Origin of the sequence: Trichococcus patagoniensis, assembly GCF_003051085.1 — a bacterium.
Taxonomy (GTDB): domain Bacteria; phylum Bacillota; class Bacilli; order Lactobacillales; family Aerococcaceae; genus Trichococcus; species Trichococcus patagoniensis.
Genome location: NZ_QAOM01000013.1, coordinates 24,705 through 48,620, shown reverse-complemented (window position 1 = coordinate 48,620; position 23,916 = coordinate 24,705). Strand labels below are relative to the sequence as shown.

The window sequence follows — 23,916 nt, the reverse complement described above, 5'->3', positions numbered from 1 at the left end:
CAGTGGTCAGTGGCGCCTACTCCGGCGAAGCTGCCCTCGTCGGAGTAGGCAGAATAGAATGTGGCCGAACTCCGGCGGGGCCTCAGCTCGCCGGAGGATGGGGAAAATTGAGGCGAATGGAGAGAGCGAGCGGCCGACAAACAGACAGTAAGTTCCTTGCCGACGAAAAAAGCTGCCTCAAAAAGAGACAGCTTGCATTTATTTTGTTTTCGGTAGTCATTTCCGGAACGATGGTTTAGGACAGGGTGCGTTTTTCGCCATCAAGATCGAGGATCGGTTGGATGTCCTGCACATATTCAAGGGTTCCCATATAGCTGCCGTCGTCATCCCTGACGGCGCGATAGGTGACCAGGATGAATTTGCCCATCGCGCGGAACCACATCGATTCGCTTTCTTTCGCGCCCGATTTCAGGTCGGCGAGCAGTTTCGTGACGATCGGCAGGCTCTTAGGCGGATGGCAGTTCATGACATCGCGGCCGATCGCGCTGCTGGTGCGCTTGAAGAATTTTTCTTCGCCGTTGTCATTGTAGTAGCGCACGATATTGTCCGCATCCACAAAAGTCAATTCCAAAGGGATGTTGTTCAGCATCTTTTCCAATTGGTGCGGCGTCAGATACCCGGTTTGGAAATTGATGTAGGGATTCGCTTCCGACTCCAGTGTTTCATGTGAAACATCTTCAGGAAGGGAACGTTCCGGCACCCATTTTGCTTCCGGTTTGACGATGCAGTAGCCGATTTCTTCAGATTCCTTGGCGATCTGCAGCCAGTGGTCTTCGTTGAAGATATCGATGATCATCGGCAGGAGGATGTCTTCTTCCTTCGTGATCATTTCCGTCATTTCGTATTTCAGGTCGGAGAAGGCTTTCGGAATTGCGTCGAAATCCTCTTTTTGCAGCAGGTTCTTCAAGTCCTTATACATGGAGCGGATATCGTCGTCGACACCCCACATGACTTTCGGCGGAGCCGTGATGCCTTGGTTCTCCATGATCGGGAAGATGGCGTATTCTTTGCGGGCATAATGCTTATCGAATTCGCCGATCCGCCGAAGAGCGAGGCGTGCACGTTGCAGAGGCGTTGGATGTCTTCGGCGTCTATCCCTTTGCCCATCAAGCCTTGCTCCATGACGGAAATCTCGTAGACGCTGACGCCCGTGAAATGTTTCTTTTAGTTTTGTGCTGGCTTCATTATACTTGAAACAAGCTGGATAGTGCCACAGCATTCGTGCGTTGCAGCGATAGTTAGGGCAATGCCTTAGAAAGCGGTTGTGATATAATGAAGACAACTAAGGCAGAAGGTGGGAGAATATATGAGAAAGAAAGTTTCGAACCTGATGGTAGCGTTATTGGTGCCCCTATTAGCTTCTTGCAGTCTCTTTGGAGGCTCTGATGCCTCATCCGATTCTTCAGGTGTCAACAGTGTGTCTTCTTCCGTGTCCAGTTCAACAGACAGCGGCTCGGCTTCCTCGTCCTCTTCCGAACCTGCAGACGCAGCGACAATTGAGGCTTATTATCCGTTCAGCGCATCCGTGTTCACCAAATATTTGGGTGAAGGGAATGAATACGCTTCCTTCACGATCTACCCGCAATATATCGAAGGCAACCGGATGCAGATCACTTCCAACAACGGAGGCACGCAGATTGTGACGGTATTGGAACTGGCTGATGGGGAACTCAGAGAAGTATTCACGCGTCCGGAAACCTATTTCAGGGAAAATATGCTGGAAAAAACAGCAAGCGGCGATGCAGCAAACCAGTTGGATATTCTGTTGAAGGAGCCTTTGGAAGTCGGGAACAGTTGGGTGAATGCGAGCGGAGTCCCTTCCGAAATCACGAATCTGACGTCACAGATCGAAACGCCAATGGGCAATTTCGAAGCGCTTGAAGTGACGACGACCTATGAAACTTCCACTACCAAAGACTACTACGTAAGGGATATGGGCTTGGTGAAACGGGTGACGGATCTTGGGGATGATATGATTGTCTCTTCCAGTCTGGAAGCCCGCAATGAGAACGTTCCGGAAACGCAACAGTTGCGCGTTTTCTATCCGGACAGCGATCTGATGGGATTGGATGCAACAAGTGTTTCCTTATCCTATGCGACCAATGACATCACTCGCACCATTCTGGCGGAGGCGTTGAAGAACGTGCCGGATGCACCAGGGGGAAGTCTGATCGGACCGAATGTCTCCATCAACAGCTTGTCCTTGAGTGACGATGGGCGTGTCTATGTGGACTTCTCGCAGGAATTCGTTTCTGAGATGAATGCCGGGACATCGGCTGAATCCCTGATTTTGCAGGGTGTCGTCAATACGATCGGGGAATATTACGGTGTGCAGGAAGTCTACCTTACCGTGGCCGGAAACCCATATGAATCAGGGCATATCCTGATGGCCGAGGGGGCCTATTTCACCGTTGATTATACGAATGTCAATGAGTGATCAGCTCTTACATAAGCAAAAAAGATGAAGCCGGTTGGGCTTCATCTTTTTTCTTATAGGCTGTGTTTTCTGCGGGCGAACTCGACGAAGCGGAAGCGGTCCAGACGATGGCGCGACTCTGTGTACTGGAACAGACGGGTGTCTTCAAGATAGACTTCACTCTTGACGACGACGACGTGTGTGTCATCCTTCAGATCCATCAGCTTGTGATCTTCCCGCGTAGCCGCCTCTACGACGAATTCCTTTTTGGCATAAGCGATATTCAGGCCCAATTCATTCTCCAAGTACGCATAGATGGAAGTTTCGGCAGCTTCGGAAGGGATTTGCTCGATGATGTCATGGAAGAGGTAGTCTTTATCCATGATGACGACTTCCCCGGCAATCTTCCGCAGCCGGATAAGGGAAATCACTTTGCGGCCGGGATCCACTTTCAGATTTTCGGCAAGGAAATCCGGAATGGTCTCGAGCTTGTTCTTGATGACGATGGTTTCATTTGGGATCTCCTGGGCATCCTGAAGCTCCTTGAAACTGGTCAATCCGGAAACGGGAAAATTGAACCGTCTGATGTCCAGCACGATGGAACCTTTGCCCTGCTTCTTCTGGATATAGCCGCCTTCCAGCAACAAAGCCAAGGCCTTTCTGATTGTTTCCCGTGAAACATGGTAGTGGTCGGAAAGGTTCTTTTCGCTGGGCAGCAGGGATCCGGTCTCGAATTCTGCATGTTCAATTTTTTTTCTCAGATCCATATAGATATCAAAGAATTTATTCATGATCATCAATCCTCCTGTGAATGGATGGTTTTGTTGGAACTAAAATAAATAAATTGAAAAAACCATGTTTAATAATATTATTTCATTTTATTTTATAGGATAAAATCCGAAATAAAAGAATATCAGTAATTTTTTAGTTTGAAAGAGTTCATATACCATCATTTTATCATATTGTTGCCATTCACGGTGGCAAAGAGTTGATTTTTGAATAAAAAAACAGGTGTTTTTTTGATGCGAAATGCTGGCAGCGGTTCTCCTGATTGGAACCAAAAACAGATTATTTCCGAACGAAAACGCCATTTGTTCCCAAAAACGTTTGGAATAATGAGAGATGATGTGCTATATTAAAAATGAAAAATTGATAATGGGGGAAAAATGGATGAATACGGTTGTTTCTGTCGTAATGGGTAGTACTTCTGACTGGGAAACTATGAAAGAAGCTTGCTTGATACTGGATGAATTCGGCATCGCTTATGAAAAGAAGGTGGTTTCGGCTCACCGGACACCGGATTTGATGTTCACCTTTGCGGAACAAGCACGGGCTGCAGGAACGAAAGTCATCATTGCCGGCGCAGGAGGCGCAGCGCACCTTCCGGGGATGATTGCTGCGAAAACGACGCTTCCGGTCATCGGTGTTCCTGTCCAATCGCGCGCATTGAGCGGAATGGACTCCTTGTTGTCCATCGTCCAGATGCCAGGCGGCGTGCCGGTTGCGACGGTAGCCATCGGCAAAGCTGGGGCAATCAATGCCGGTCTGCTGGCGGTACAGATCCTTTCGATCGAAAATCAAGATTTGGCCGATCGATTGGAAAAGAGACGGGAAGAATTAAAACAAAAAGTTTTGGAAAGCAGTGAAGACCTTGTATAAAATACTGAAACCAAATGACGTGATCGGCATCATCGGCGGCGGACAATTAGGCCGTATGATGGCACAGTCCGCGAAGCGGATGGGATTCACCGTCGGGATTTTGGATCCGGGAGAAAATTGTCCGGCAGCCCAAGTAGCGGATTGGCATATCCAGGCGGCATACGCTGATGCAGTGGCACTGCGCGAATTGGCTGGGAAATCCGATGTCGTGACATTCGAATTTGAGAACATTGATGCGGCAGCCCTGCAGGAAGTGGAAGCATTGTCCAGCATTCCGCAAGGCAGCGAAATTTTGACGATCACGCAAGACCGCATCAAGGAGAAGGAATTCCTTCAATCCGCAGGGGTATCGATCGCGCAATTCGCGGTAGTCGAAAATGCGGAACAACTGGATGCGGCCATCAGCAAAATCGGCTATCCGAGTGTTTTAAAAACGACCCGTTTCGGGTATGATGGTAAGGGACAGGTTGTCCTGAAATCGGAAGCGGACAAAGAGGAAGCCATGAAACTGGCAGCGGACAGCATCTGCGTTTTGGAGGCGTGGGTCCCGTTCACCAAAGAGCTTTCGGTCATGATCGTACGCAACCAAAAAGGCGAAGCGACGGTATTCCCGGTTTCCGAAAATATCCACATCAATAATATTCTGCACGAATCGATCGTGCCGGCCCGCGTCACACCTGCGGTAGCCGAAAAAGCCAACAAAGCTGCCCTACAAATCGCCGATGCGCTTCAGTTGGTGGGTACGCTTGGCATCGAAATGTTCCTGGCATCGGATGACACGATCTTCATCAATGAGTTGGCGCCGCGTCCGCATAATTCGGGCCATTACACGATCGAAGCAATGAACGTTTCCCAATTTGATGCCCATATCCAAGCAGTCGCCGGATTGCCGATGCCGACAGCGCGGCAATTGTCGCCTGCCATCATGGTCAATATCCTTGGACAGCATATGGAAGGCACGATCGCGCTGCGGGAAGAAAAAGCGGATTGGTTTTTCCATTATTACGGCAAAGCGGAATCACGCACAGACAGAAAAATGGGGCATATCACCATTTTGACGGATGATCAAGAAGCAACCTTATCAGAAATAGACAACACCCGAATCTGGAACGGAGGAACAATTTAAAATGATTACACGTTATACACGCCCTGAGATGGCTGAAGTTTGGTCCGAATACAATCGTTACAAATGCTGGTTGGAGGTCGAAATCCTGGCTGATGAAGCTTGGGCTGCCCTAGGCGAAATCCCTGCGGAAGACGTTGCTAAAATCCGTGCAAATGCAACTTTTGACATCGATCGTATCCTTGAAATCGAAAAAGAAACAAGACATGACGTAGTGGCATTCACTCGTGCTGTTTCCGAATCGCTGGGAGAAGAAAGAAAATGGGTCCACTATGGCCTTACGAGTACCGATGTGGTCGATACTGCCTACGGTTACCAATTGAAACAAGCCAACGATATCCTTCGCAAGGATCTGCAGAACATGCTGGAAATCATCGGCGAAAAAGCGAAAGAACACAAAAAGACTGTCTGCATGGGCCGTACGCACGGTGTACATGCGGAACCTACAACATTCGGACTGAAGCTGGCCACGATGTATTCAGAAATGAAACGCAACATCGAGCGTTTTGAACATGCCGCTAAAGGCGTTGAAGCCGGAAAAATCAGCGGGGCTGTCGGGACTTTCGCAAACATCCCGCCATTCGTGGAGGAGTACGTCTGCGAAAAATTGGGCACAAGACCGCAAGAGATTTCGACGCAGGTTCTGCCGCGCGATCTGCATGCCGAGTATATGGCAACGATCGCTCTGATTGCGACAAGCATCGAACGCTTCGCAACAGAAATCCGCGGATTGCAAAAATCGGAAACCCGTGAAGTGGAAGAATTCTTCGCGAAGGGTCAAAAAGGTTCTTCCGCAATGCCGCACAAACGCAATCCGATCGGTTCCGAAAATATGGTAGGCCTTGCCCGCGTCATCCGCGGCTACATGGTCACTGCTTACGAAAATGTAGGCTTATGGCATGAACGCGACATTTCCCACTCTTCAGCGGAACGGATCATCCTTCCGGATGCAACGACATTGTTGAACTACCAATTGAACCGTTTTGCGAATATCATCAAGAACTTGACCGTGTTCCCTGAAAATATGCTCCGCAACATGAATGCGACTTTCGGATTGATCTATAGCCAACGCGTGCTGTTGAAATTGATCGACAAAGGCATGAGCCGTGAAGAAGCTTATGACTTGGTACAGCCGAAGACTGCCCTCTCATGGGATAATCAGACCGATTTCCGTCCATTGGTGGAAGCGGATGAAGTCATTATGGCAAAATTAACGAAAGAAGACATCGCTGATGCCTTCAACTATAACTATCACTTGAGTCACGTCGACGAAGTATTCGAAAGACTTGGTTTAGGCGACTGATGGAAAGGCTGGGACTACGGTTCCGGCCTTTTTCTGTACACCGGATGCCTTGGAAACAGTGAAGAAAAACCGGAATTTATTTCAATTTTCATGAAAATTCCATTGACAAGCGGGTGGCAGATGATACAATATAAACGAATGAATTAGGTGTTTATACAAATTAATGTTCGGATTTAGAAAGGGACGGGAACGATGGAAAGAAAAGAATTGCTTTATACTGGGAAAGCTAAAAAGATGTACGCTACAGATCAGGAGAATGTCCTTTGGGCAGAATACCTAAATCAAGCTACCGCATTGAATGGCGTAAAGAAGGACACTATCGAGGGCAAAGGCAAACTCAACAATCAGATCACCGGCCGCATCTTCGAGTATCTGGCTGAAAAGGGAATCGCTAGCCACTACCTCCAAGAACTATCAGAAACCGAACAATCAGTAAAAAGAGTCAATATGTTCCCATTGGAAGTGGTTGTGCGCAATGTATCCGCAGGAAGCTTCGCGAAACGTTTCGGCATGGAGGAAGGCGTCGACCTGCCGTTCCCTGTTTTGGAGTTCTACTACAAAGACGATGCGCTCAATGATCCTTTCATCAATGATGCCCATGTACAAGTTCTGGGCGCGGCAACAGATGCAGAAGTTGCGGAAATCAAGCAGCAAGCGCTGAAGATCAATGCAGCCTTGATCGAGATGTTCAAGGGAATCGGCATCCGCCTGATCGATTTCAAAATCGAATTCGGCAAGACAGCTGAGGGAGAAATCATCCTGGCTGATGAAATTTCACCGGATACATGCCGCCTTTGGGATATCGAAACGAACGAACACTTGGACAAAGACATCTACCGTCGTGACTTGGGGGATCTGATCCCGGTCTACGTGGAAGTGCTGGACCGCCTGAACAAAATGTAAGCCATCCGAATGCAACCAACGAATAAACAAAAAACAAAAAAAAAAAACAAAAGCGAGGAATTTGGACATGTATAAAGTAACCGTGTATGTAACGTATAAAGACTCAGTATTGGATCCGCAAGGGGAAGCCGTGAAGGGTGCCGTCCACCGTATGGGCTACCCAACAATCGAAGATATCCGTATCGGAAAATATTTTGAAATCCAAGTATCCAAAGAGGAAGAGAACGTTGAACAAGTCATCGAAGAGATTTGCGACAAATTGCTGGCTAACGTGGTTATGGAAACTTACCGTTATGAAATCCAGGAGGTTGAAGCTTAATGAAATTCGCTGTCATCGTTTTTCCTGGATCTAACTGTGATTTAGATATGTATGCAGCCATTAAAGATATTCTTGGAGAAGATGCAGAGTATGTGCAACATTATGAAACAAGCCTTGAAGGTTTCGATGCTGTCCTATTGCCCGGCGGATTCACTTATGGCGATTACTTGCGTACAGGTGCGATTGCCCGCTTTGCGAACATCATGAGCGAAGTTGTCCGTTTCGCTGAAGAAGGCAAGCCTGTATTCGGCACTTGCAACGGATTCCAGATTTTGGCTGAAGCCGGCTTATTGCCTGGTGCTTTGCGCCGCAATGATACATTGAAGTTCGTCTGCAAACCGCAGGATCTGAAAGTCGTGAACGCCGATACGCAATTCACTTCCCTCTATAAAGAAGGCGAAATCATCTCTGTTCCGATCGCGCATGGCGAAGGAAACTACTTCTGCGATGCAGAGACTTTGGCTGACCTGAAGGCCAATAACCAAATCGTATTCACTTATGCCAACGGCAACCCGAACGGAAGCATCGAAGACATCGCCGGCATCATCAACAAAAAAGGCAATGTCCTAGGCATGATGCCTCACCCGGAGCGTGCTGTCGAAGCTTTATTGGGATCAGCGGATGGCCTGCGCCTGTTCCAATCCATGGTTGAAAATTATAAGAAGGAGCTGAACAAATAATGGCATTTTTAGAACCAACGCCAGAACAAGTAAAAGAGTCCAAAATTTATCGTGAATGGGGTCTGACAGACGAAGAGTACGGCACAATCTGCGATAAAATTTTGCATCGTTTGCCGAATTATACTGAAGCTGGCCTGTTTGCCGTTATGTGGAGCGAACACTGTTCTTATAAAAACTCAAAACCAGTCCTGAGAAAATTCCCTACTACCGGCCCGCAAGTGTTGCAAGGACCCGGTGAAGGCGCTGGTATCGTTGATATCGGCGACGGCCAGGCTGTCGTTTTCAAAGCGGAAAGCCACAACCATCCATCAGCTATCGAACCCTATGAAGGAGCGGCTACCGGTGTCGGCGGCATCATCCGCGACATCTTCAGCATGGGCGCACGCCCAATCGCGATCCTGGACTCTTTGCGTTTCGGCGAATTGGACAATGAACGCACGAAACATATCTTCGAAGAAGTTGTTGCCGGAATCAGCGGTTACGGCAACTGTATCGGTATCCCGACTGTCGGCGGCGAAACGGTCTTTGACCCTTGCTACAAAGGGAATCCGTTAGTCAACGCAATGTGCGTCGGCTTGATCGATCAAAAAGATATGCAGAAAGGTCAAGCTGCCGGAGTCGGCAACTCGATCATGTACGTAGGCGCAAAAACAGGCCGCGATGGTATCCATGGCGCCACTTTCGCTTCCGAAGAATTCAAGGAAGAGGAAGAAGCGCAACGTTCGGCTGTCCAAGTAGGCGATCCGTTCATGGAAAAATTATTGATGGAAGCTTGTTTGGAATGCATTTATGACTACTCCGACGCTTTGGTCGGTATCCAGGACATGGGTGCTGCCGGCTTGGTCTCTTCCAGCTCGGAAATGGCTTCAAAAGCAGGCAGCGGCTTGCTTTTGAACCTTGATGATGTTCCACAGCGCGAAACAGAAATGACACCTTACGAAATGATGCTTTCCGAGTCGCAGGAGCGTATGCTTTTGTGCATCAAGAAGGGCGAAGAGCAACGCATCGTCGACCTGTTCAAAAAATATGAATTGGATGCAGTCGTGATCGGTGAAGTTACTGATGATGGCATGTACCGTCTATCCCATGCAGGCAAAATGGTGGCGGAACTTCCGGTTGATGCTTTGGCTGAAGACGCACCGGTCTACTACAAACCGACTGCAGTGCCTGCCCGCATCGCTGCATTCGCAGCTATGGAAGACTACAAACCTGTCTTCACATCAGCGCAGGATACATTAGTGGCTTTGTTGCAACAAGCGACGTTGGCTTCCAAGAAGAGCGTCTATAACACGTATGATTCCATGGTCCGCACCAGCACGGTCGTAGGGCCAGGAAGCGATGCCGCAGTTGTCCGCGTCCGCGGCACCAAAAAAGCGATCGCAATGACAACCGACTGCAACGGCCGTTACCTGTATTTGAATCCGGAAATCGGCGGACAGATCGCTGTCGCTGAAGCTGCCCGTAATATCGTTGCCAGCGGCGGAAAACCATTGGCGATCACAGACTGCTTGAACTACGGAAATCCTGATAAACCAGAAATTTTCTGGGAATTAAGCACTTCCGCAGACGGCATCTCTGAAGCTTGCCGCCAATTGGATACGCCTGTCATCTCAGGGAACGTTTCCCTTTATAATGAAACCGACGGCGTGGCCGTTTATCCGACACCGATGATCGGTATGGTCGGCTTGATCGAAGATCTTGCGCACATCACTACGCAAGCTTTCAAAGCTGCAGGTGACCGCATTGTCCTGATCGGCGAAACCAAAGCTGACTTCAACGGTTCCGAACTGCAAAAAATGGAATTGGGCAAAATCGAAGGTAAACTGATGGACTTTGACTTGGCTGTCGAAAAACAAAACCAAGCGAACGTCCTCAAAGCAATCAAAGCCGGCTTGATCGCCAGCGCGCATGACTTGTCTGAAGGCGGCTTGGCTGTCGGCTTGATGGAGAGCGTCTTTGACACTGGTTTAGGCTTCGACGTAACGGTTGCCATGGATAAAGCATTGCTGTTCAGCGAAACGCAATCACGCTTCATCCTGACCGTGAAACCTGAAAATATTGCCGCTGTGGAAGCGATCTTCGGATCAGCTGCTGCACAAATCGGAACCGTGACTGCTGACGCTGTCGCAAAAATCGCTGCCGAGAACGAAACAATCAATTTGGATGTTAAAGAAGTACAAACGAAATGGGAGGAGGCTATTCCATGCTTGCTGAAACAAAAAGCTTAAACGAAGAATGTGGCGTATTCGGCATTTGGGGAGACGACAATGCCAGCCAGTTGACTTACTTCGGTTTGCACAGCTTGCAGCACCGCGGACAAGAGGGTGCAGGGATAGTTTCATGTGATGAAGGAAAATTGTTGGTGCACCGCAATCTTGGTCTGATCAGCGAAGTCTTCAAGGACGGAAATGATCTGCAGAGGTTGACCGGAAACCGTGCCATCGGGCATGTGCGTTACTCCACTTCCGGACAGAACAGCATCGAAAATGTGCAGCCGTTTTTGTACCATTTCTATGATATGGATATCGCTATTTGCCACAACGGCAACTTGGTGAATGCCAAATCATTGCGCCGCAATCTTGAGGAAAATGGCGCCATCTTCCATTCGACTTCGGATACGGAAGTTCTGATGCATCTGATCAGACGCAGCCAGAAAGACAGCCTGATCGAAAAGATCAAAGAGAGCTTGAATCAAGTCAAAGGCGGCTTCACTTATATCCTTTTGACCGAAGAGAAAATGTTCGGTGCCGTCGATCCGAATTCATTCCGTCCACTTGTCATCGGCCAATTGCCGAATGGTGCGTATGTGATGGCCAGCGAAACGTGTGCCATCGATACGATTGGCGCTGATTTTGTCCGCAACGTCAACGCCGGCGAACTGGCGATCATTGACGACAACGGCTTGACGATCGAAAAATATACTGATGACACAACCATTTCCATCGCTGCAATGGAGTATATCTACTTCGCGCGTCCAGATTCCAATATTGCCGGCGTGAATGTGCATACTGCGCGCAAACGGATGGGAACGCGTTTGGCCATCGAAGCACCAGCGGTGACAGCCGATATCGTCATCGGTGTGCCCAATTCTTCCTTGTCCGCAGCGAGCGGATTCGCCGAAGAAAGCGGCACGCCTTACGAAATGGGCTTGATCAAGAACCAATATGTCGGACGCACGTTCATCCAACCGACACAGGAACTGCGCGAATTGGGCGTGAAGATGAAACTGTCCGCCGTAAAAGGGGTTGTCCAAGGCAAGAGCGTCGTCATGGTGGATGATTCCATCGTGCGCGGCACAACCAGCAAACGCATCGTGACTTTATTGAAAGAAGCGGGCGCCAAAGAAGTGCATGTCCGCATCTCTTCTCCGCCTTTGATCTACCCAAGTTTTTATGGCATCGACATCAGCAAGTCGGCCGAACTGATTGCTGCAAAAATGACCGTCGATGAAATCTGTGAATACATTGGTGCAGACAGCTTGTCTTTCCTTAGCCAAGAGGGTCTGATCGATTCAATCGGTTTGAAATTTGATATGCCGTATTCAGGCTTGTGCATGGACAGCTTCAACGGGGTCTACCCGACTGGGCTTTATGACTATGAAGCGGATTACGTGAACAATATGACAGCTATTCAAAAAGAGAATCTAAAGGGAGGACAAGTTTGATGGAAAACGCATATGCAAAAGCGGGTGTGGATGTCACAGCCGGTTATGAAACAGTAAGCCGCATCAAGAAACACATCGACCGCACAAAACGTCCAGGCGTTTTTGGCGAAGTCGGCGGATTCGGCGGAAACTTTGACCTTTCTGAATTGAACTACAAAAAACCTGTGCTTGTATCGGGTACGGACGGTGTCGGCACGAAGCTGATGCTGGCCATCGAAGCCGGAAAATTCGATACGATCGGGATCGATTGTGTCGCGATGTGCGTCAACGATGTCGTAGCGCAAGGCGCAGAACCTCTTTATTTCTTGGATTATGTAGCTGTCGGCAAAAATCGTCCGGAAAAATTGGAGCAGATTGTTGCTGGCGTAGCTGAAGGTTGCGTCCAAGCCGGTGCTGCCCTGATCGGCGGAGAAACAGCCGAAATGCCTGATATGTACGATCCGGAAGATTTCGATCTGGCCGGATTTACGGTAGGGGTTGCGGAAAAAGATGCTTTGTTGACACCTGCCTTGATCAAAGAAGGGGATGTGTTGGTTGGTTTGCCTTCATCAGGCATCCATTCGAACGGCTACTCCTTGGTGCGCAAAATCTTCTTCAAAGACAATGACTACAAATTGAGCGACAAAGTGGCAGGCATTGAAGACCAGGAATTGGGCGACGTTTTATTGACGCCTACAAGAATCTACGTGAATGCCCTCTTGCCGTTGATCAAAAAACAGCTCTTGCATGGCGTTGCCCACATCACCGGCGGCGGCTTCGTCGAAAACGTGCCGCGCATGCTTCCTGAGAACGTCCAAGCGGAAATCAAATTGGGCAGCTGGCCTGTCTTGCCGATCTTCCAAGTGATGGAAAAAATCGGCAACATTCCGGCTCTTGAAATGTACGAAATCTTCAACATGGGCATCGGCATGGTGCTGGCGGTCGCTCCCGAAAACTTGACGGAAGTACTGGGCGTTCTGACTGAGAACGATGAAAAAGCCTACGTGATCGGCTCCGTGGCTGCAAAAACATCAGAAAAAGAGGTTATCCTGAAAGAGGCTCAAGCATGAGGATAGCTGTCTTTGCTTCAGGAAACGGCTCGAATTTTCAAGCCATCGCCGAAGCCATCGCGTCAGGCCAAGTGGATGCGACGATCGCTTTCCTGTTCTGCGACAAGCCGAAAGCTTATGCGATCGAGCGCGCCAATCAATACAATATCCCGGTGATTTCCTTTACGCCGAAAGGCTTCGAGGATCGAATCGCCTACGAAAATGAAATTTTGAAGCACCTGGCTGAAGAAAAAGTCGACTTGGTCGTCTTGGCCGGCTATATGCGGATTGTCGGACCGACTTTGCTATCGGCCTACGCCGACCGCATCGTCAATATCCACCCATCCTTGCTGCCGGATTTCCCGGGTAGGCATGGCATCCAGGACGCTTTCGAAGCAGGTGTTCCGGAGACCGGCGTCACCGTCCATTTCGTTGATGAAGGGGTCGATACCGGCCCAATCATCGCCCAAGAAAAAGTGGCAATCCTCCCGGAGGACACGCTGGAGACTTTGGAGACTCGTATCCATCAAGTGGAGCACCGGATCTTCCCGCAAGTGATCCGACAACTGGCACAAAAGAATAAAGGCTAACAAAATGGATGAGGACTCCGCGATTGCGGAAGTCCTTCCTTTTGTTGAAACCCCATTAATCCATCAAAAATTTAAGGAGTGACACACAGTGACAAGAGCATTGATCAGTGTTTCAGATAAAACAGGCGTTGTAGCATTTGCGCAGGCATTAGCAGCAAAAGGAATCGAAATCATCTCAACTGGCGGAACGAAGAAGGCTTTGGAAGAGGCAGGCGTACCGACTATTTCCGTAGAGGATGTAACCGGCTTTCCTGAAATGATGGACGGCCGCGTAAAAACGTTGCACCCACTGATCCATGGCGGACTTTTGGGCAGACGTGATCTTGCGGACCATATGCAAGCCATGAAAGAGCACAATATTGCACCGATTGATTTTGTTGTCGTCAACCTGTACCCATTCAAAGAAACAATCAGCAAAAACGACGTGACTTTGGCTGATGCCATCGAAAACATCGACATCGGCGGCCCGAGCATGCTCCGCAGCGCTGCCAAGAACTACGCAAGCGTGACTGTCCTGACCGATCCGATCGACTATGCAAAAGTCCTTGTCGAATTGGAAGCTACAGGCGAAACGACTTTCGAGACGCGCCAAGCTTTGGCTGCAAAAGTGTTCCGTCATACAGCCAGCTATGACGCTTTGATTGCGCAATATTTGACTAATGTGGTCGGCGAAACCGAACCTGAAAAATTGACAGTGACCTATGATCTGAAACAGAGCCTGCGTTACGGAGAAAACGGTCACCAAACCGCGACTTTCTACCAGGAACCGTTGGCTGTGCCGTTCTCGATCGCGAGTGCGGTCCAATTGCACGGAAAAGAATTGTCTTACAACAACATCAAAGATGCTGATGCTGCTATCCGTATCGCCCGCGAATTTGACGAGCCGGCTGTGGTTGCCGTTAAGCACATGAATCCATGTGGCGTCGGTATCGCAGACGACATCGATGCAGCCTTCGATCGTTGCTATGCAGCTGATCCTGTCTCCATCTTCGGCGGCATTGTGGTTGCGAACCGTCCTTTGGATGTGGCGACTGCCGAAAAACTGAACAGCATGTTCCTGGAAATCGTTTTGGCGCCAAGCTATACGGAAGCAGCTCTAGCCATTTTATTCAAGAAGAAAAATGTCCGCATCATGACTTTGGATTTCTCGGCTGCAAAAGCAGGCGGAAAAGAATTCGTCTCCGTATTGGGCGGCATGCTGGAACAGACGCAAGACATCAACACAGAAGACGTACCTGCTAATTGGGAAGTCATGACCGAACGTCAACCGACTGAAGACGAAATGAAAGCAATGGATTTCGCCTGGAAAGTCGTTAAACACGTGAAGAGCAATGCCATCGTGTTGGCAAACAGCAAACAGACAGTCGGCATCGGCGCAGGCCAGATGAACCGTGTCGGATCCGTAAAAATCGCAATCGAGCAAGCTGAAGCAGCCAACGCCATCGAAGGCGCTGTATTGGCGAGTGATGCTTTCTTCCCGATGAACGACAGCGTGGAATATGCTGCCAAACACGGCATCAAAGCCATCGTTCAACCAGGCGGTAGCATCAAAGACCAAGATTCGATCGAAATGGCAAACAAATACGGCATCACCATGCTGAAAACAAGCGTAAGACACTTCAGACACTAAAAACAAGATGTGATGAATCCTACGCTCAGAGTTTGAGCACTAACGAAGTTCAGGACCAAACAGCCTGCTCTTGGCTGGGTGGGCATGAACAGCGTTAGGCGGAGAACTCTAGGATTCAGAACTCGATTAAAAACAAGATGAGATGAAATCCGTTTAGACCCTGAGCACTAAGAGGACAAACGCAAAGCGGGCGCTTTTTGCCCGTGCGCGGTTGTCAGCTTAGGCGGAGGGGTCTGGATTTCAGAACTCGATTAAGAAACAGCACCATTATCAAGCTTCATATAAAAGGTTGGAGGATCTAACAGATGAAACTTCTTGTAATCGGCAGTGGCGGACGCGAGCATGCCATCGCTAAAAAATTAACTCAAAGCCCGTTGGTGGAGACTGTTTACTGCGCCAAAGGCAACCCAGGGATGGCCCAGGACGGCATCACGCTGGTCGACATTGCGGAAAACGACCATCAAGGATTGGTTCAATTCGTCAAAGACAATGGCATCGCCTGGACTTTCGTCGGACCGGAAATCCCTTTGTTTGAAGGGGTAACGGATGCATTTGAAGCGGCTGGCCTGAAAGTCTTCGGACCTTCAAAAAAAGCGGCTGATTTGGAATGTTCGAAACAATTCGCAAAAGATCTGATGAAGAAATACGGCATCCCGACTGCAGCCTATGAGACATTCGAGGACTATGAAGCAGCTGTTGCTTACGTGAAAGCCAATGGTGTTCCGATCGTCATCAAGGCGGACGGTCTGGCAGCCGGAAAAGGCGTCGTTGTCGCGATGACGATGACTGAGGCTCTGGATGCGCTGAACGACATGCTGCTGCAAGGCAAATATGCAGCCGGCAAGCCGAAAGTCGTCATTGAAGAGTACCTTGAAGGGGAAGAATTCTCCTTGTTCGCTCTGGCGAACGGTGCGAAGTATTACTATTCAGGCGTCGCACAAGACCACAAGCGGGCTTATGATGGCGACAAAGGCCCTAATACGGGCGGCATGGGCGCTTATTCGCCTGTACCTCAAGTATCTGAAGCGATGATTCAAGAAGTGCTGGATACGGTCGTAAAACCGACTGTAGAGGCAATGGTGGCTGAGGGCGTCCCATTCAAGGGAGTCGTCTATGCCGGCTTGATGATCACCGCCAAAGGGTTGCGCGTCATCGAATTCAATGCCCGTTTCGGCGATCCGGAAACACAGGTCATCATGAATCAGATGGCATCCGACTTGGCGCAAGTCATCGATGACATCCTGAACGGAAAAGATCCGGTCATCGAAATGTATACCGATCGTTACACTTTGGGTGTCGTTATTGCCGCTGAGGGCTATCCGGAAGCACCGATGAAAGATATCCCGTTGCCTGATCTGGATACCGAAAATGCCGAATGCATCGTCTATGCTGCAGGCGTGAAGGCTGGCGAACAAGGCTTGTTGTCCAACGGCGGACGCATCCTGTTGATCGCTGGCCAAGGCGAAACGCTGCAGGACGCGCAGGACAAAGCATACCGTTACCTGAATGCAAATCCGATTGCGCATACGTTCTATCGTTCCGATATCGGAGCAAAAGCAATCCGTTTTACGGAAAAATAGCAAGGTGAGGGGGAGGCTTCGGTCTCCCTCTTTGTATTTCTGTCCGGAAAAGCTATACTGAATCTAACAGAAATATCTATTTGAGGAGTGATTGATATGGTGAAAACATTGATTCACAGCGGAAAAGTCGGATTGGAAGGTTTGAAATGGGAAGACCGTGCGGAAAAGCCGGCAGGACCTTCCGAGATAAAAATAAAGGTCAAAGTAGCCGGACTGAATCATCGCGACCTTTTTGCCTTGAGCCAAGTCCATGAGAAGCATCCGGTTGTTATCGGATCGGATGCTGCCGGCATCGTTGCGGCTGTCGGAGTAGAGGTGACGCGTTTCAAAATCGGTGATGAAGTGATGCTTTATCCCGGCAGCGGGTGGCGCGAGAACAGCGATACGGCACCGGAAACTTTCACGATCCTCGGTAGTTCGGAGCAGGGGACGATGGCAGAAGAAATCGTTGTTTCCGAAGAGAATGCGGTCCATAAACCGACTCATCTTTCTTGGGAAGAAGCAGGCGTCCTGTCCCTGTCCGCTTTGACAGCTTACCGCGCCTTATTCACAAAAGGCGGAGTATCTGAAGGCATGAAAGTCCTGATTCCGGGCATCGGCGGCGGAGTAGCCAACTATCTGCTGCAATTCGCCAAGGCCGCTGGAGCGATAGCGTACGTCACTTCCCGTTCCCAAGAAAAATTGGGAATGGCGCTGCAGCACGGAGCCGAAAAAGGCTTGCTGCACGATGAGGATTGGGTGGAAGCGATGGGTGGCGGAAAAGTGGATGTCGTGATCGAGTCGGTCGGAGCAGCCACTTTCGACAAATCGCTGGATGCGGTGCGCAGGGGCGGCACCATCGTGACTTTCGGCTCATCAACGGGCGATCTGGTCACCTTCGATCTGCGGAAATTCTTTTATGGACAGTACACGCTGAAAGGCTCAACGATGGGCAGTTTTGAAGAATATGAAGCGATGGTCCGCTTTGTGGAGGAACATGAGCTCCATCCGGTAGTGGACGCCGTTTATCCGGCAGAGGATTTCAAAGCGGCCTTCCTGCGGCTGGAAAATGCCGAACAGACAGGGAAAATCGCCTTGCAGATCGGCTGAGCCGTAACAAAACGGACAAAATAATTCCGGCGGGTAAGCAGGACCTCCTCAAAACGCTATGCTATACTGTTTGAGAAGTTGAACGCTGTTTGTTTGAGGAGGCTTTCCATGAACGTTACCGAGTTGTTGTTTATTGCATCGATGATTACTTTGATCGTAGGTTTTGTGGGTGTCGTGATGATCATTGTGTTGGGTGTGATGGATTTGCTGCACATCCAATTGCGTGTTCAGGTAGACAGGAAAAGATACCTCCGTAACGTCGTCATCTTGTTGGTGGCCGGAGGTTTGTTGAGTACGGCCTACCTGATGATGAAATAAAATAGCCAGTGATTAAATGCTTGCATTGCGACGGCATTGCTTGTATAATCGGCTAGAAATCTATTTATAGTAAGCTGAAAAGAATATCCAAAATGAAATGCAGTCAAAGTGCTTTTCCTCCCGCCAGAACGAAGGGGAGGAGTGGGCGCTTTTTTTGTACGCTGAAACAACCGAGAAAGGACGATAATGAATGATTATAAATGAATTTGATACCATCGCTGCCATTTCGACGCCGCCGGGAGAAGGGGCCATCGGGATTGTGCGTTTGAGCGGAGATCAGGCAATCCAGATTGCCGATGCCTTATACCGATCCGGTACGAAGCACTTGGCTGACGTCTCCACACACACGATCAATTACGGCCATCTTTATGATCCGCGCACCGGCGACATGATCGATGAAGTCATGGTGTCAGTCATGCACGGACCGAAGACTTTCACCCGCGAAGATGTTGTGGAGATCAACTGCCACGGCGGCGTCGTGAGCGTCAACCGGATTCTGCAGACGATTCTCCAGAACGGCGCCCGCATGGCGGAGCCCGGGGAATTCACAAAGCGCGCCTTCCTGAACGGCCGGATCGATCTGTCGCAAGCCGAAGCAGTCATGGACTTGATCCGTGCCAAAACGGACCGGGCGATGAACGTCGCTTTGCATCAGTTGGACGGCAAATTATCAGGCATGATCCGCGATATCCGTCAGATCATCCTGAACACGTTGGCCGAGGTAGAAGTGAACATCGACTACCCGGAATACGACGACGTCGAGGAAGTGACGACGAAGCTCCTGAAGGAACGCACCATTGAAGTGCGCGGACATATCCAGCATCTGTTGGATACCGCCAAGCAAGGGAAAATCCTGCGCGAAGGCCTTCAGACAGCCATCATCGGCCGCCCGAACGTCGGGAAGTCCAGTTTGCTGAACCGCTTGTTGCGTGAAGAGAAAGCCATCGTGACCGATATCGCCGGCACTACCCGCGATACAATCGAGGAATACGTAAACGTCAGAGGTGTTCCTTTGAAGCTGATCGACACGGCCGGCATCCGCGAAACGGATGACGTCGTGGAAAAGATCGGCGTTGAACGCAGCCGCAAAGCCTTGGCCGAAGCGGATCTGATTCTGCTGCTGATCAACCAGAACGAAGGGCTGACGGAAGAGGACAAGCAATTGTTGGAAGACACGAAGGACATGAACCGCATCATCCTTATGAACAAAATGGATTTGGATGCGAACATGACGACAGCCGACCTGGAACCTTGGAGCGACCCTGAAAGAGTCATCGAAACATCCATGCTGAGCGAAAGCGGATTGGATCAACTGGAAAAACAGATCACGAAGATGTTCTTCTCCGGGGAAACCGGCGAGACGGATGCAACCTACGTATCCAACGTCCGCCATATCGCGCTCTTGAACGATGCGATGGATTCGTTGGATGAAGTACTGACTGGTATCGCATCCGGCATGCCGATTGACCTCGTCCAGATCGATTTCACCCGTTGTTGGGACCTCCTCGGAGAAATCACCGGCGACAGCGTCCAGGACGAACTCCTCACCCAACTATTCACACAGTTTTGCTTAGGCAAATAACAGGATACGATGAATTGCGGGTAGAGGGTGAGCACTAAGGGGACAACCACAAAGCGGAACCCTCTGCAATTCAGAGTTCAACTAAAATGATTAGCACAAATAGATAGCACAAACGAAAGGAATGGAAAAATGAACAGATTTGAAGCTGGAAGTTTTGATGTGATTGTTGTAGGAGCCGGACATGCCGGATCCGAAGCGGCGCTTGCCGCTGCGCGTATGGGATGCAGCACGATGCTGGTTACGATCGATTTGAACATGGTCGCCTTTATGCCCTGCAACCCATCCATTGGCGGACCTGCGAAAGGTGTCGTCGTAAGAGAAATCGATGCATTAGGCGGCGAGATGGGACGCAACATCGATAAGACCTATATCCAAATGCGCATGCTGAACACAGGGAAGGGACCTGCAGTCCAAGCGTTGCGCGCACAAGCGGATAAGGATGACTATGCCCATCATATGAAGCACACCATCGAGAAACAGGAGAACCTGCTGCTGAAGCAAGCCATCGTCGAGGAACTGATTGTTGAAGACGGGGAAGTCAAGGGCGTCGTGACCCATACAGGCGCCGTTTACCGGGCTGGGGCCGTCGTCATCACAGCCGGAACCTCTTCCCGAGGGAAAATCATCATCGGGGATTTGGTCTACTCTTCCGGACCGAACAATTCGCAGCCATCCATCAAATTATCCGAAAATCTGCTTGATCTCGGATTTGAATTGGCGCGCTTCAAGACCGGCACGCCGCCGCGTGTGATGGCTTCGACCATCGATTATTCCAAAACCGAAGAACAACCCGGTGACGTTGAGCCGAACCATTTCAGTTTCCTTTCCAAAGATGAAGACTATCTGAAAGATCAATTATCTTGCTGGCTGACTTATACGAGTCCGGAAAGCCATGAAATAATCCGTGACAATCTCCACCGCGCACCAATGTTCACGGGTATCGTGGAAGGTGTAGGGGCGCGTTATTGCCCATCGATCGAAGACAAAATTGTCCGTTTCAGCGACAAGCCGCGCCATCAGCTTTTCCTTGAGCCAGAAGGCCGCGAAAACGAAGAAGTTTATGTGCAGGGCTTGTCCACCTCATTGCCGGAGGATGTTCAGCTTGATTTGATCCGTTCCGTTCCTGGGATGGAAAATGCGCAAATGATGCGGACAGGCTATGCCATCGAATACGATGTCGTGAAACCGCATCAGTTGCGTCTTTCCTTGGAAACGAAATTGGTGAAGAATCTGTTCACTGCCGGTCAAACGAACGGCACATCCGGTTATGAAGAAGCTGCCGGACAAGGCATCGTCGCCGGCATCAATGCCGCTTTGGCTGTGCAAGGGAAAGAACCCTTGATCCTGAAACGCAGCGATGGCTACATCGGCGTCATGATCGATGATTTGGTCACGAAAGGAACAATGGAACCGTATCGCCTGTTGACTTCACGCGCCGAGTACCGTCTGTTGCTTCGCCATGACAATGCCGACTTCCGCTTGACCGAAATGAGCCGCGAAATCGGTTTGGTGACGGAAGAACGCTATGCGTCATTCCTGGAGAAAAAACAGGCCGTCGAAAAGGAAATCGCTCGCCTTGAAAAGACCCGCCTGAAACCGACTGAAGAACTGCAGGCTTTTCTTGCGGAACAAAAATCCGCTCCTCTGAAGGACGGTATTTTGTTTGCGGACCTGCTGAAGCGTCCGGAATTGAAGTATGAAGGTCTGATCGCTTTTGCGCCGTTTGAAGTAGCCTTGCCGAAAGAAGTCATCAAGCAAGTGGAAGTGCAGATCAAATATGCAGGCTACATCAAGAAAGCCGCCGAAAAAGTGGACAAGCTGAAGAGAATGGAAGAAAAACGCATCCCTGCGAACATCGATTACGATGCGATCAACGGAATCGCGAACGAAGCCAAACAGAATCTGAAGAAAATCCAACCGGAAACGATCGCCCAAGCAAGCCGGATCAGCGGCGTCAACCCAGCCGACATTTCCGTCCTGATGGTCTACGTGACCCAAGGAAAGATCGCAAAAACGGCGGAATAGAGCTTAGACGGAGTTTTCTGGGATTCAGAATGCATTTGAGTAGAGCGTGATGATTTGCAGTAAATAAGAATAAGAATCGGGGCTGCCTCCTTTTTTTTCGAGGCAGTCCCGTCTTTTTGTCGTTTTCTTTTTCTTCTCCGGCGAGCGGAGGCTCCGCCGGAGTTCGGCCCACATTCTTCCTGTGTTCTCCGATAAGCACGGCTTCGTCGGAGTTGAGTTTGATTGTTGCCGCCGTCCTCCGGTGAGTGGATCCTTCACCGGAGTTGCGCACGCATTCCGTCATTCTCCTCCGGCTAACGTCCGCACAATAAAGATGGGCTGCCACATTTCGGGACAGCAACGGCTTTTTTGATTGCAGTCCCGGATTTTTGAATAACGAATTATAGTATAATGGAACGTGAATGAAACAAGGAAGAACAGGAGGGGAAGCAGATGCGTTACCATCATGAAATCATCGAACCGGATTCGGCGCAACAGGCCGAAACATATGCTGGCGTCGTAAAGACCAGCATCTATGTGAAAGGCTATGAAGGCGGACCGGGTGTACCGAAACTCATCATCGAACTGGAGGATGAAGTCGACAGTGTCGATCCGAGCGGCTGGCAGGTCATGACGGCCGGCGCGGAACGCACAGTGACGGACGTCTACACATCCGATGAAAACGGGAATCCGCAGGAAAACTCAAACTTCATCGCGATCGATATGGAGACCGGCTTCAATGATGCGACGTTCAGCGTGATCGGATCTCCGTTCACCTACAATACGACGACATCGATGAATGAATGGTCCCCAGTTTATGAGGTCGCAATCGTTGCGCCTTCGATCACGATCGAGGATGAGGACTACTCTTTAAGCATCACGGAGGATGCCGTGAACAACCGCATCTCACCGGATACCGATTTGTTCACGGCCAGAGGGACTTTCAGCGGCACCTACGTGAATCCGATGACGGATCAAGAAGAGGAATTGACGCTTTCGACGGCTGCTTATGAGCCGGAAGGACTTGCCGAAGGGGAAGCGAATCCACTGGTCATTTGGTTGCACGGCCAAGGGGAAGGCGGGACCGATCCCGACATCGCTATCCTTGGAAATGAAGTTTCGGCATTGGCCAAAGAGGAGATCCAATCCAATTTCAAAACGGGTGATGTGACAGGGGCTTATGTTCTGGCTGTCCAAACGCCTACCTATTGGATGGATGAAGGGGACGGCACGAACGGGAACGGCAGCGGCATTTCCCGCTACACCGAAATCCTGATGGCTACCATCGAGGACTATGTCGCTGCCCATCCGGACGTCGATACCGACCGCATCTATCTGGGCGGTTGCTCGAACGGCGGTTATATGACGATGAACATGGTCATCCAATACCCGGAATATTTTGCGGCGGCCTACCCTGTCTGTGAAGCCTACGCCTATTATGAATATGAACGGAACAGCGACGGGACATACGTGAAAACGAATGATGAAGCTACCGGAACATCGAGTTTTGTGAAGACGGACCAACCTTGGTTCACCGAAGAAAAAATCCAGGCAATCAAAGACCTGCCGATTTGGCTTGTCCAATCCGCGGATGATCCGGTTGTCATCCCTGCAAATTTCGTGCTGCCTACCTACCAGGCACTCATTCAGGCAGGAGCGGAAAATGCTTGGTTGTCCTACTATGAAACGGTTGAAGGGACGGACAGTCCAGGCACGACTTACCTTGGACACTTCTCCTGGATCTACTTGTTCAACAAACAGGTGACCGGCGTCCAGGATAAGGAAGCGATCGCGGCTGCCACCGATACCGAAACATTCGGGGCCGAGCCGAGCAACGCCACTGGAGGCGGTGCGGCGGCAGTTACAGTCGGCGAAACCACTTATGCGAATCTGTTCGAATGGCTGAATGCGCAATCCAAATAAAATGGGAGCAGCAAAAATCATCCTTGAGTAAGGATGACGCATATGCTAAGATGAGGTCATAACTGCATACGAAAAAAGGGAGCTTGTGTCAGCAGGCTGAGAGGA

The 23,916-nt window shown here is 49.9% G+C and carries 21 protein-coding genes; 19 read left to right on the top strand and 2 right to left on the bottom strand.

Annotated features, from left to right (window positions below; genetic code table 11):
• Positions 1-235: 235 nt before the first annotated feature.
• Complete coding sequence (locus tag C8U37_RS09955; protein ID WP_245879816.1) at positions 236-1,219, bottom strand: DUF438 domain-containing protein; 984 nt, start codon at positions 1,217-1,219, stop codon at positions 236-238.
• A gap of 87 nt (positions 1,220-1,306) precedes the next feature.
• On the opposite strand from C8U37_RS09955, the gene C8U37_RS09945 reads away from it, so the two are divergent.
• Positions 1,307-2,437 carry a GerMN domain-containing protein gene (locus C8U37_RS09945; RefSeq protein WP_108033085.1) on the top strand — a complete coding sequence of 377 codons (1,131 nt, stop codon included), beginning with the start codon at positions 1,307-1,309 and terminating at the stop codon, positions 2,435-2,437.
• A gap of 53 nt (positions 2,438-2,490) precedes the next feature.
• Here C8U37_RS09945 and treR read toward each other — a convergent pair whose 3' ends face one another.
• Complete coding sequence (gene treR, locus C8U37_RS09940; RefSeq protein ID WP_108033118.1) at positions 2,491-3,207, bottom strand: trehalose operon repressor; 717 nt, start codon at positions 3,205-3,207, stop codon at positions 2,491-2,493.
• A gap of 204 nt (positions 3,208-3,411) precedes the next feature.
• Here treR and C8U37_RS14485 point away from each other — a divergent pair, with 204 nt between their 5' ends.
• From C8U37_RS14485 to C8U37_RS09855, 18 genes are all read left to right on the top strand, one after another.
• Positions 3,412-3,555 carry a hypothetical protein gene (locus C8U37_RS14485; protein WP_170100253.1) on the top strand — a complete coding sequence of 48 codons (144 nt, stop codon included), beginning with the start codon at positions 3,412-3,414 and terminating at the stop codon, positions 3,553-3,555.
• A gap of 31 nt (positions 3,556-3,586) precedes the next feature.
• Complete coding sequence (gene purE / locus C8U37_RS09935; RefSeq protein WP_108033117.1) at positions 3,587-4,075, top strand: 5-(carboxyamino)imidazole ribonucleotide mutase; 489 nt, start codon at positions 3,587-3,589, stop codon at positions 4,073-4,075.
• Entirely contained in the window at positions 4,059-5,201 is a 1,143-nt protein-coding gene (purK, locus tag C8U37_RS09930) for a 5-(carboxyamino)imidazole ribonucleotide synthase (protein ID WP_425445663.1), read from the top strand. The genes purE and purK overlap by 17 nt, the downstream gene beginning before the upstream one ends.
• 1 nt (position 5,202) lies before the next feature.
• A complete protein-coding gene (gene purB / locus C8U37_RS09925) occupies positions 5,203-6,501 on the top strand; it encodes an adenylosuccinate lyase (RefSeq protein ID WP_086986327.1) in 1,299 nt (432 codons plus the stop codon).
• Between the two features lie 192 nt (positions 6,502-6,693).
• Entirely contained in the window at positions 6,694-7,404 is a 711-nt protein-coding gene (purC, locus tag C8U37_RS09920; protein WP_108033083.1) for a phosphoribosylaminoimidazolesuccinocarboxamide synthase, read from the top strand.
• Between the two features lie 67 nt (positions 7,405-7,471).
• Positions 7,472-7,723: a phosphoribosylformylglycinamidine synthase subunit PurS gene (gene purS / locus C8U37_RS09915; RefSeq protein WP_108033082.1), complete on the top strand. Its 252-nt coding sequence runs from the start codon at positions 7,472-7,474 to the stop codon at positions 7,721-7,723.
• Complete coding sequence (gene purQ / locus C8U37_RS09910) at positions 7,723-8,403, top strand: phosphoribosylformylglycinamidine synthase subunit PurQ (RefSeq protein WP_086628702.1); 681 nt, start codon at positions 7,723-7,725, stop codon at positions 8,401-8,403. The genes purS and purQ overlap by 1 nt, the downstream gene beginning before the upstream one ends.
• Positions 8,403-10,631, top strand: a complete 2,229-nt coding sequence (gene purL, locus C8U37_RS09905) for a phosphoribosylformylglycinamidine synthase subunit PurL (protein WP_108033081.1) — start codon at positions 8,403-8,405, stop codon at positions 10,629-10,631. The genes purQ and purL overlap by 1 nt, the downstream gene beginning before the upstream one ends.
• Positions 10,607-12,067, top strand: coding sequence for an amidophosphoribosyltransferase (purF, locus tag C8U37_RS09900; protein ID WP_108033080.1), 1,461 nt, complete (start codon positions 10,607-10,609; stop codon positions 12,065-12,067). Before purL ends, purF begins: the two co-directional genes overlap by 25 nt.
• The gene (purM, locus tag C8U37_RS09895; RefSeq protein WP_108033079.1) at positions 12,067-13,116 is read left to right on the top strand and encodes a phosphoribosylformylglycinamidine cyclo-ligase; all 1,050 of its coding nucleotides are present in this window, start codon (positions 12,067-12,069) and stop codon (positions 13,114-13,116) included. The genes purF and purM overlap by 1 nt, the downstream gene beginning before the upstream one ends.
• Positions 13,113-13,685 carry a phosphoribosylglycinamide formyltransferase gene (gene purN / locus C8U37_RS09890; protein WP_108033078.1) on the top strand — a complete coding sequence of 191 codons (573 nt, stop codon included), beginning with the start codon at positions 13,113-13,115 and terminating at the stop codon, positions 13,683-13,685. The genes purM and purN overlap by 4 nt, the downstream gene beginning before the upstream one ends.
• An 88-nt stretch (positions 13,686-13,773) precedes the next feature.
• Positions 13,774-15,315 carry a bifunctional phosphoribosylaminoimidazolecarboxamide formyltransferase/IMP cyclohydrolase gene (purH, locus tag C8U37_RS09885; RefSeq protein WP_108033077.1) on the top strand — a complete coding sequence of 514 codons (1,542 nt, stop codon included), beginning with the start codon at positions 13,774-13,776 and terminating at the stop codon, positions 15,313-15,315.
• A gap of 305 nt (positions 15,316-15,620) precedes the next feature.
• Positions 15,621-16,895: a phosphoribosylamine--glycine ligase gene (gene purD, locus C8U37_RS09880; RefSeq protein ID WP_108033076.1), complete on the top strand. Its 1,275-nt coding sequence runs from the start codon at positions 15,621-15,623 to the stop codon at positions 16,893-16,895.
• 96 nt (positions 16,896-16,991) lie between these two features.
• On the top strand, positions 16,992-17,984 hold the full coding sequence (locus C8U37_RS09875; protein WP_245879815.1) for a zinc-binding dehydrogenase: 993 nt from the start codon (positions 16,992-16,994) through the stop codon (positions 17,982-17,984).
• Positions 17,985-18,092: 108 nt separating this feature from the next.
• Positions 18,093-18,302, top strand: coding sequence for a hypothetical protein (locus C8U37_RS09870; RefSeq protein WP_108033075.1), 210 nt, complete (start codon positions 18,093-18,095; stop codon positions 18,300-18,302).
• Between the two features lie 190 nt (positions 18,303-18,492).
• Entirely contained in the window at positions 18,493-19,884 is a 1,392-nt protein-coding gene (gene mnmE, locus C8U37_RS09865) for a tRNA uridine-5-carboxymethylaminomethyl(34) synthesis GTPase MnmE (RefSeq protein WP_108033074.1), read from the top strand.
• A gap of 129 nt (positions 19,885-20,013) precedes the next feature.
• The gene (mnmG, locus tag C8U37_RS09860) at positions 20,014-21,909 is read left to right on the top strand and encodes a tRNA uridine-5-carboxymethylaminomethyl(34) synthesis enzyme MnmG (RefSeq protein WP_108033073.1); all 1,896 of its coding nucleotides are present in this window, start codon (positions 20,014-20,016) and stop codon (positions 21,907-21,909) included.
• A gap of 432 nt (positions 21,910-22,341) precedes the next feature.
• The gene (locus tag C8U37_RS09855; protein ID WP_108033072.1) at positions 22,342-23,811 is read left to right on the top strand and encodes a prolyl oligopeptidase family serine peptidase; all 1,470 of its coding nucleotides are present in this window, start codon (positions 22,342-22,344) and stop codon (positions 23,809-23,811) included.
• The last annotated feature ends 105 nt before the right edge of the window (positions 23,812-23,916 follow it).

What these genes read in the sequence shown, in the direction of transcription:
- C8U37_RS09955 (WP_245879816.1), bottom strand. Translation starts at nt 1,219, where the DNA reads ATGCTGTGGCACTATCCAGCTTGTTTCAAGTATAATGAAGCCAGCACA.
- C8U37_RS09945 (WP_108033085.1), top strand. Translation starts at nt 1,307, where the DNA reads ATGAGAAAGAAAGTTTCGAACCTGATGGTAGCGTTATTGGTGCCCCTA.
- treR (WP_108033118.1), bottom strand. Translation starts at nt 3,207, where the DNA reads ATGAATAAATTCTTTGATATCTATATGGATCTGAGAAAAAAAATTGAA.
- purE (WP_108033117.1), top strand. Translation starts at nt 3,587, where the DNA reads ATGAATACGGTTGTTTCTGTCGTAATGGGTAGTACTTCTGACTGGGAA.
- purB (WP_086986327.1), top strand. Translation starts at nt 5,203, where the DNA reads ATGATTACACGTTATACACGCCCTGAGATGGCTGAAGTTTGGTCCGAA.
- purC (WP_108033083.1), top strand. Translation starts at nt 6,694, where the DNA reads ATGGAAAGAAAAGAATTGCTTTATACTGGGAAAGCTAAAAAGATGTAC.
- purS (WP_108033082.1), top strand. Translation starts at nt 7,472, where the DNA reads ATGTATAAAGTAACCGTGTATGTAACGTATAAAGACTCAGTATTGGAT.
- purQ (WP_086628702.1), top strand. Translation starts at nt 7,723, where the DNA reads ATGAAATTCGCTGTCATCGTTTTTCCTGGATCTAACTGTGATTTAGAT.
- purL (WP_108033081.1), top strand. Translation starts at nt 8,403, where the DNA reads ATGGCATTTTTAGAACCAACGCCAGAACAAGTAAAAGAGTCCAAAATT.
- purF (WP_108033080.1), top strand. Translation starts at nt 10,607, where the DNA reads ATGCTTGCTGAAACAAAAAGCTTAAACGAAGAATGTGGCGTATTCGGC.
- purM (WP_108033079.1), top strand. Translation starts at nt 12,067, where the DNA reads ATGGAAAACGCATATGCAAAAGCGGGTGTGGATGTCACAGCCGGTTAT.
- purN (WP_108033078.1), top strand. Translation starts at nt 13,113, where the DNA reads ATGAGGATAGCTGTCTTTGCTTCAGGAAACGGCTCGAATTTTCAAGCC.
- purD (WP_108033076.1), top strand. Translation starts at nt 15,621, where the DNA reads ATGAAACTTCTTGTAATCGGCAGTGGCGGACGCGAGCATGCCATCGCT.
- C8U37_RS09875 (WP_245879815.1), top strand. Translation starts at nt 16,992, where the DNA reads ATGGTGAAAACATTGATTCACAGCGGAAAAGTCGGATTGGAAGGTTTG.
- C8U37_RS09870 (WP_108033075.1), top strand. Translation starts at nt 18,093, where the DNA reads ATGAACGTTACCGAGTTGTTGTTTATTGCATCGATGATTACTTTGATC.
- mnmE (WP_108033074.1), top strand. Translation starts at nt 18,493, where the DNA reads ATGATTATAAATGAATTTGATACCATCGCTGCCATTTCGACGCCGCCG.
- mnmG (WP_108033073.1), top strand. Translation starts at nt 20,014, where the DNA reads ATGAACAGATTTGAAGCTGGAAGTTTTGATGTGATTGTTGTAGGAGCC.
- C8U37_RS09855 (WP_108033072.1), top strand. Translation starts at nt 22,342, where the DNA reads ATGCGTTACCATCATGAAATCATCGAACCGGATTCGGCGCAACAGGCC.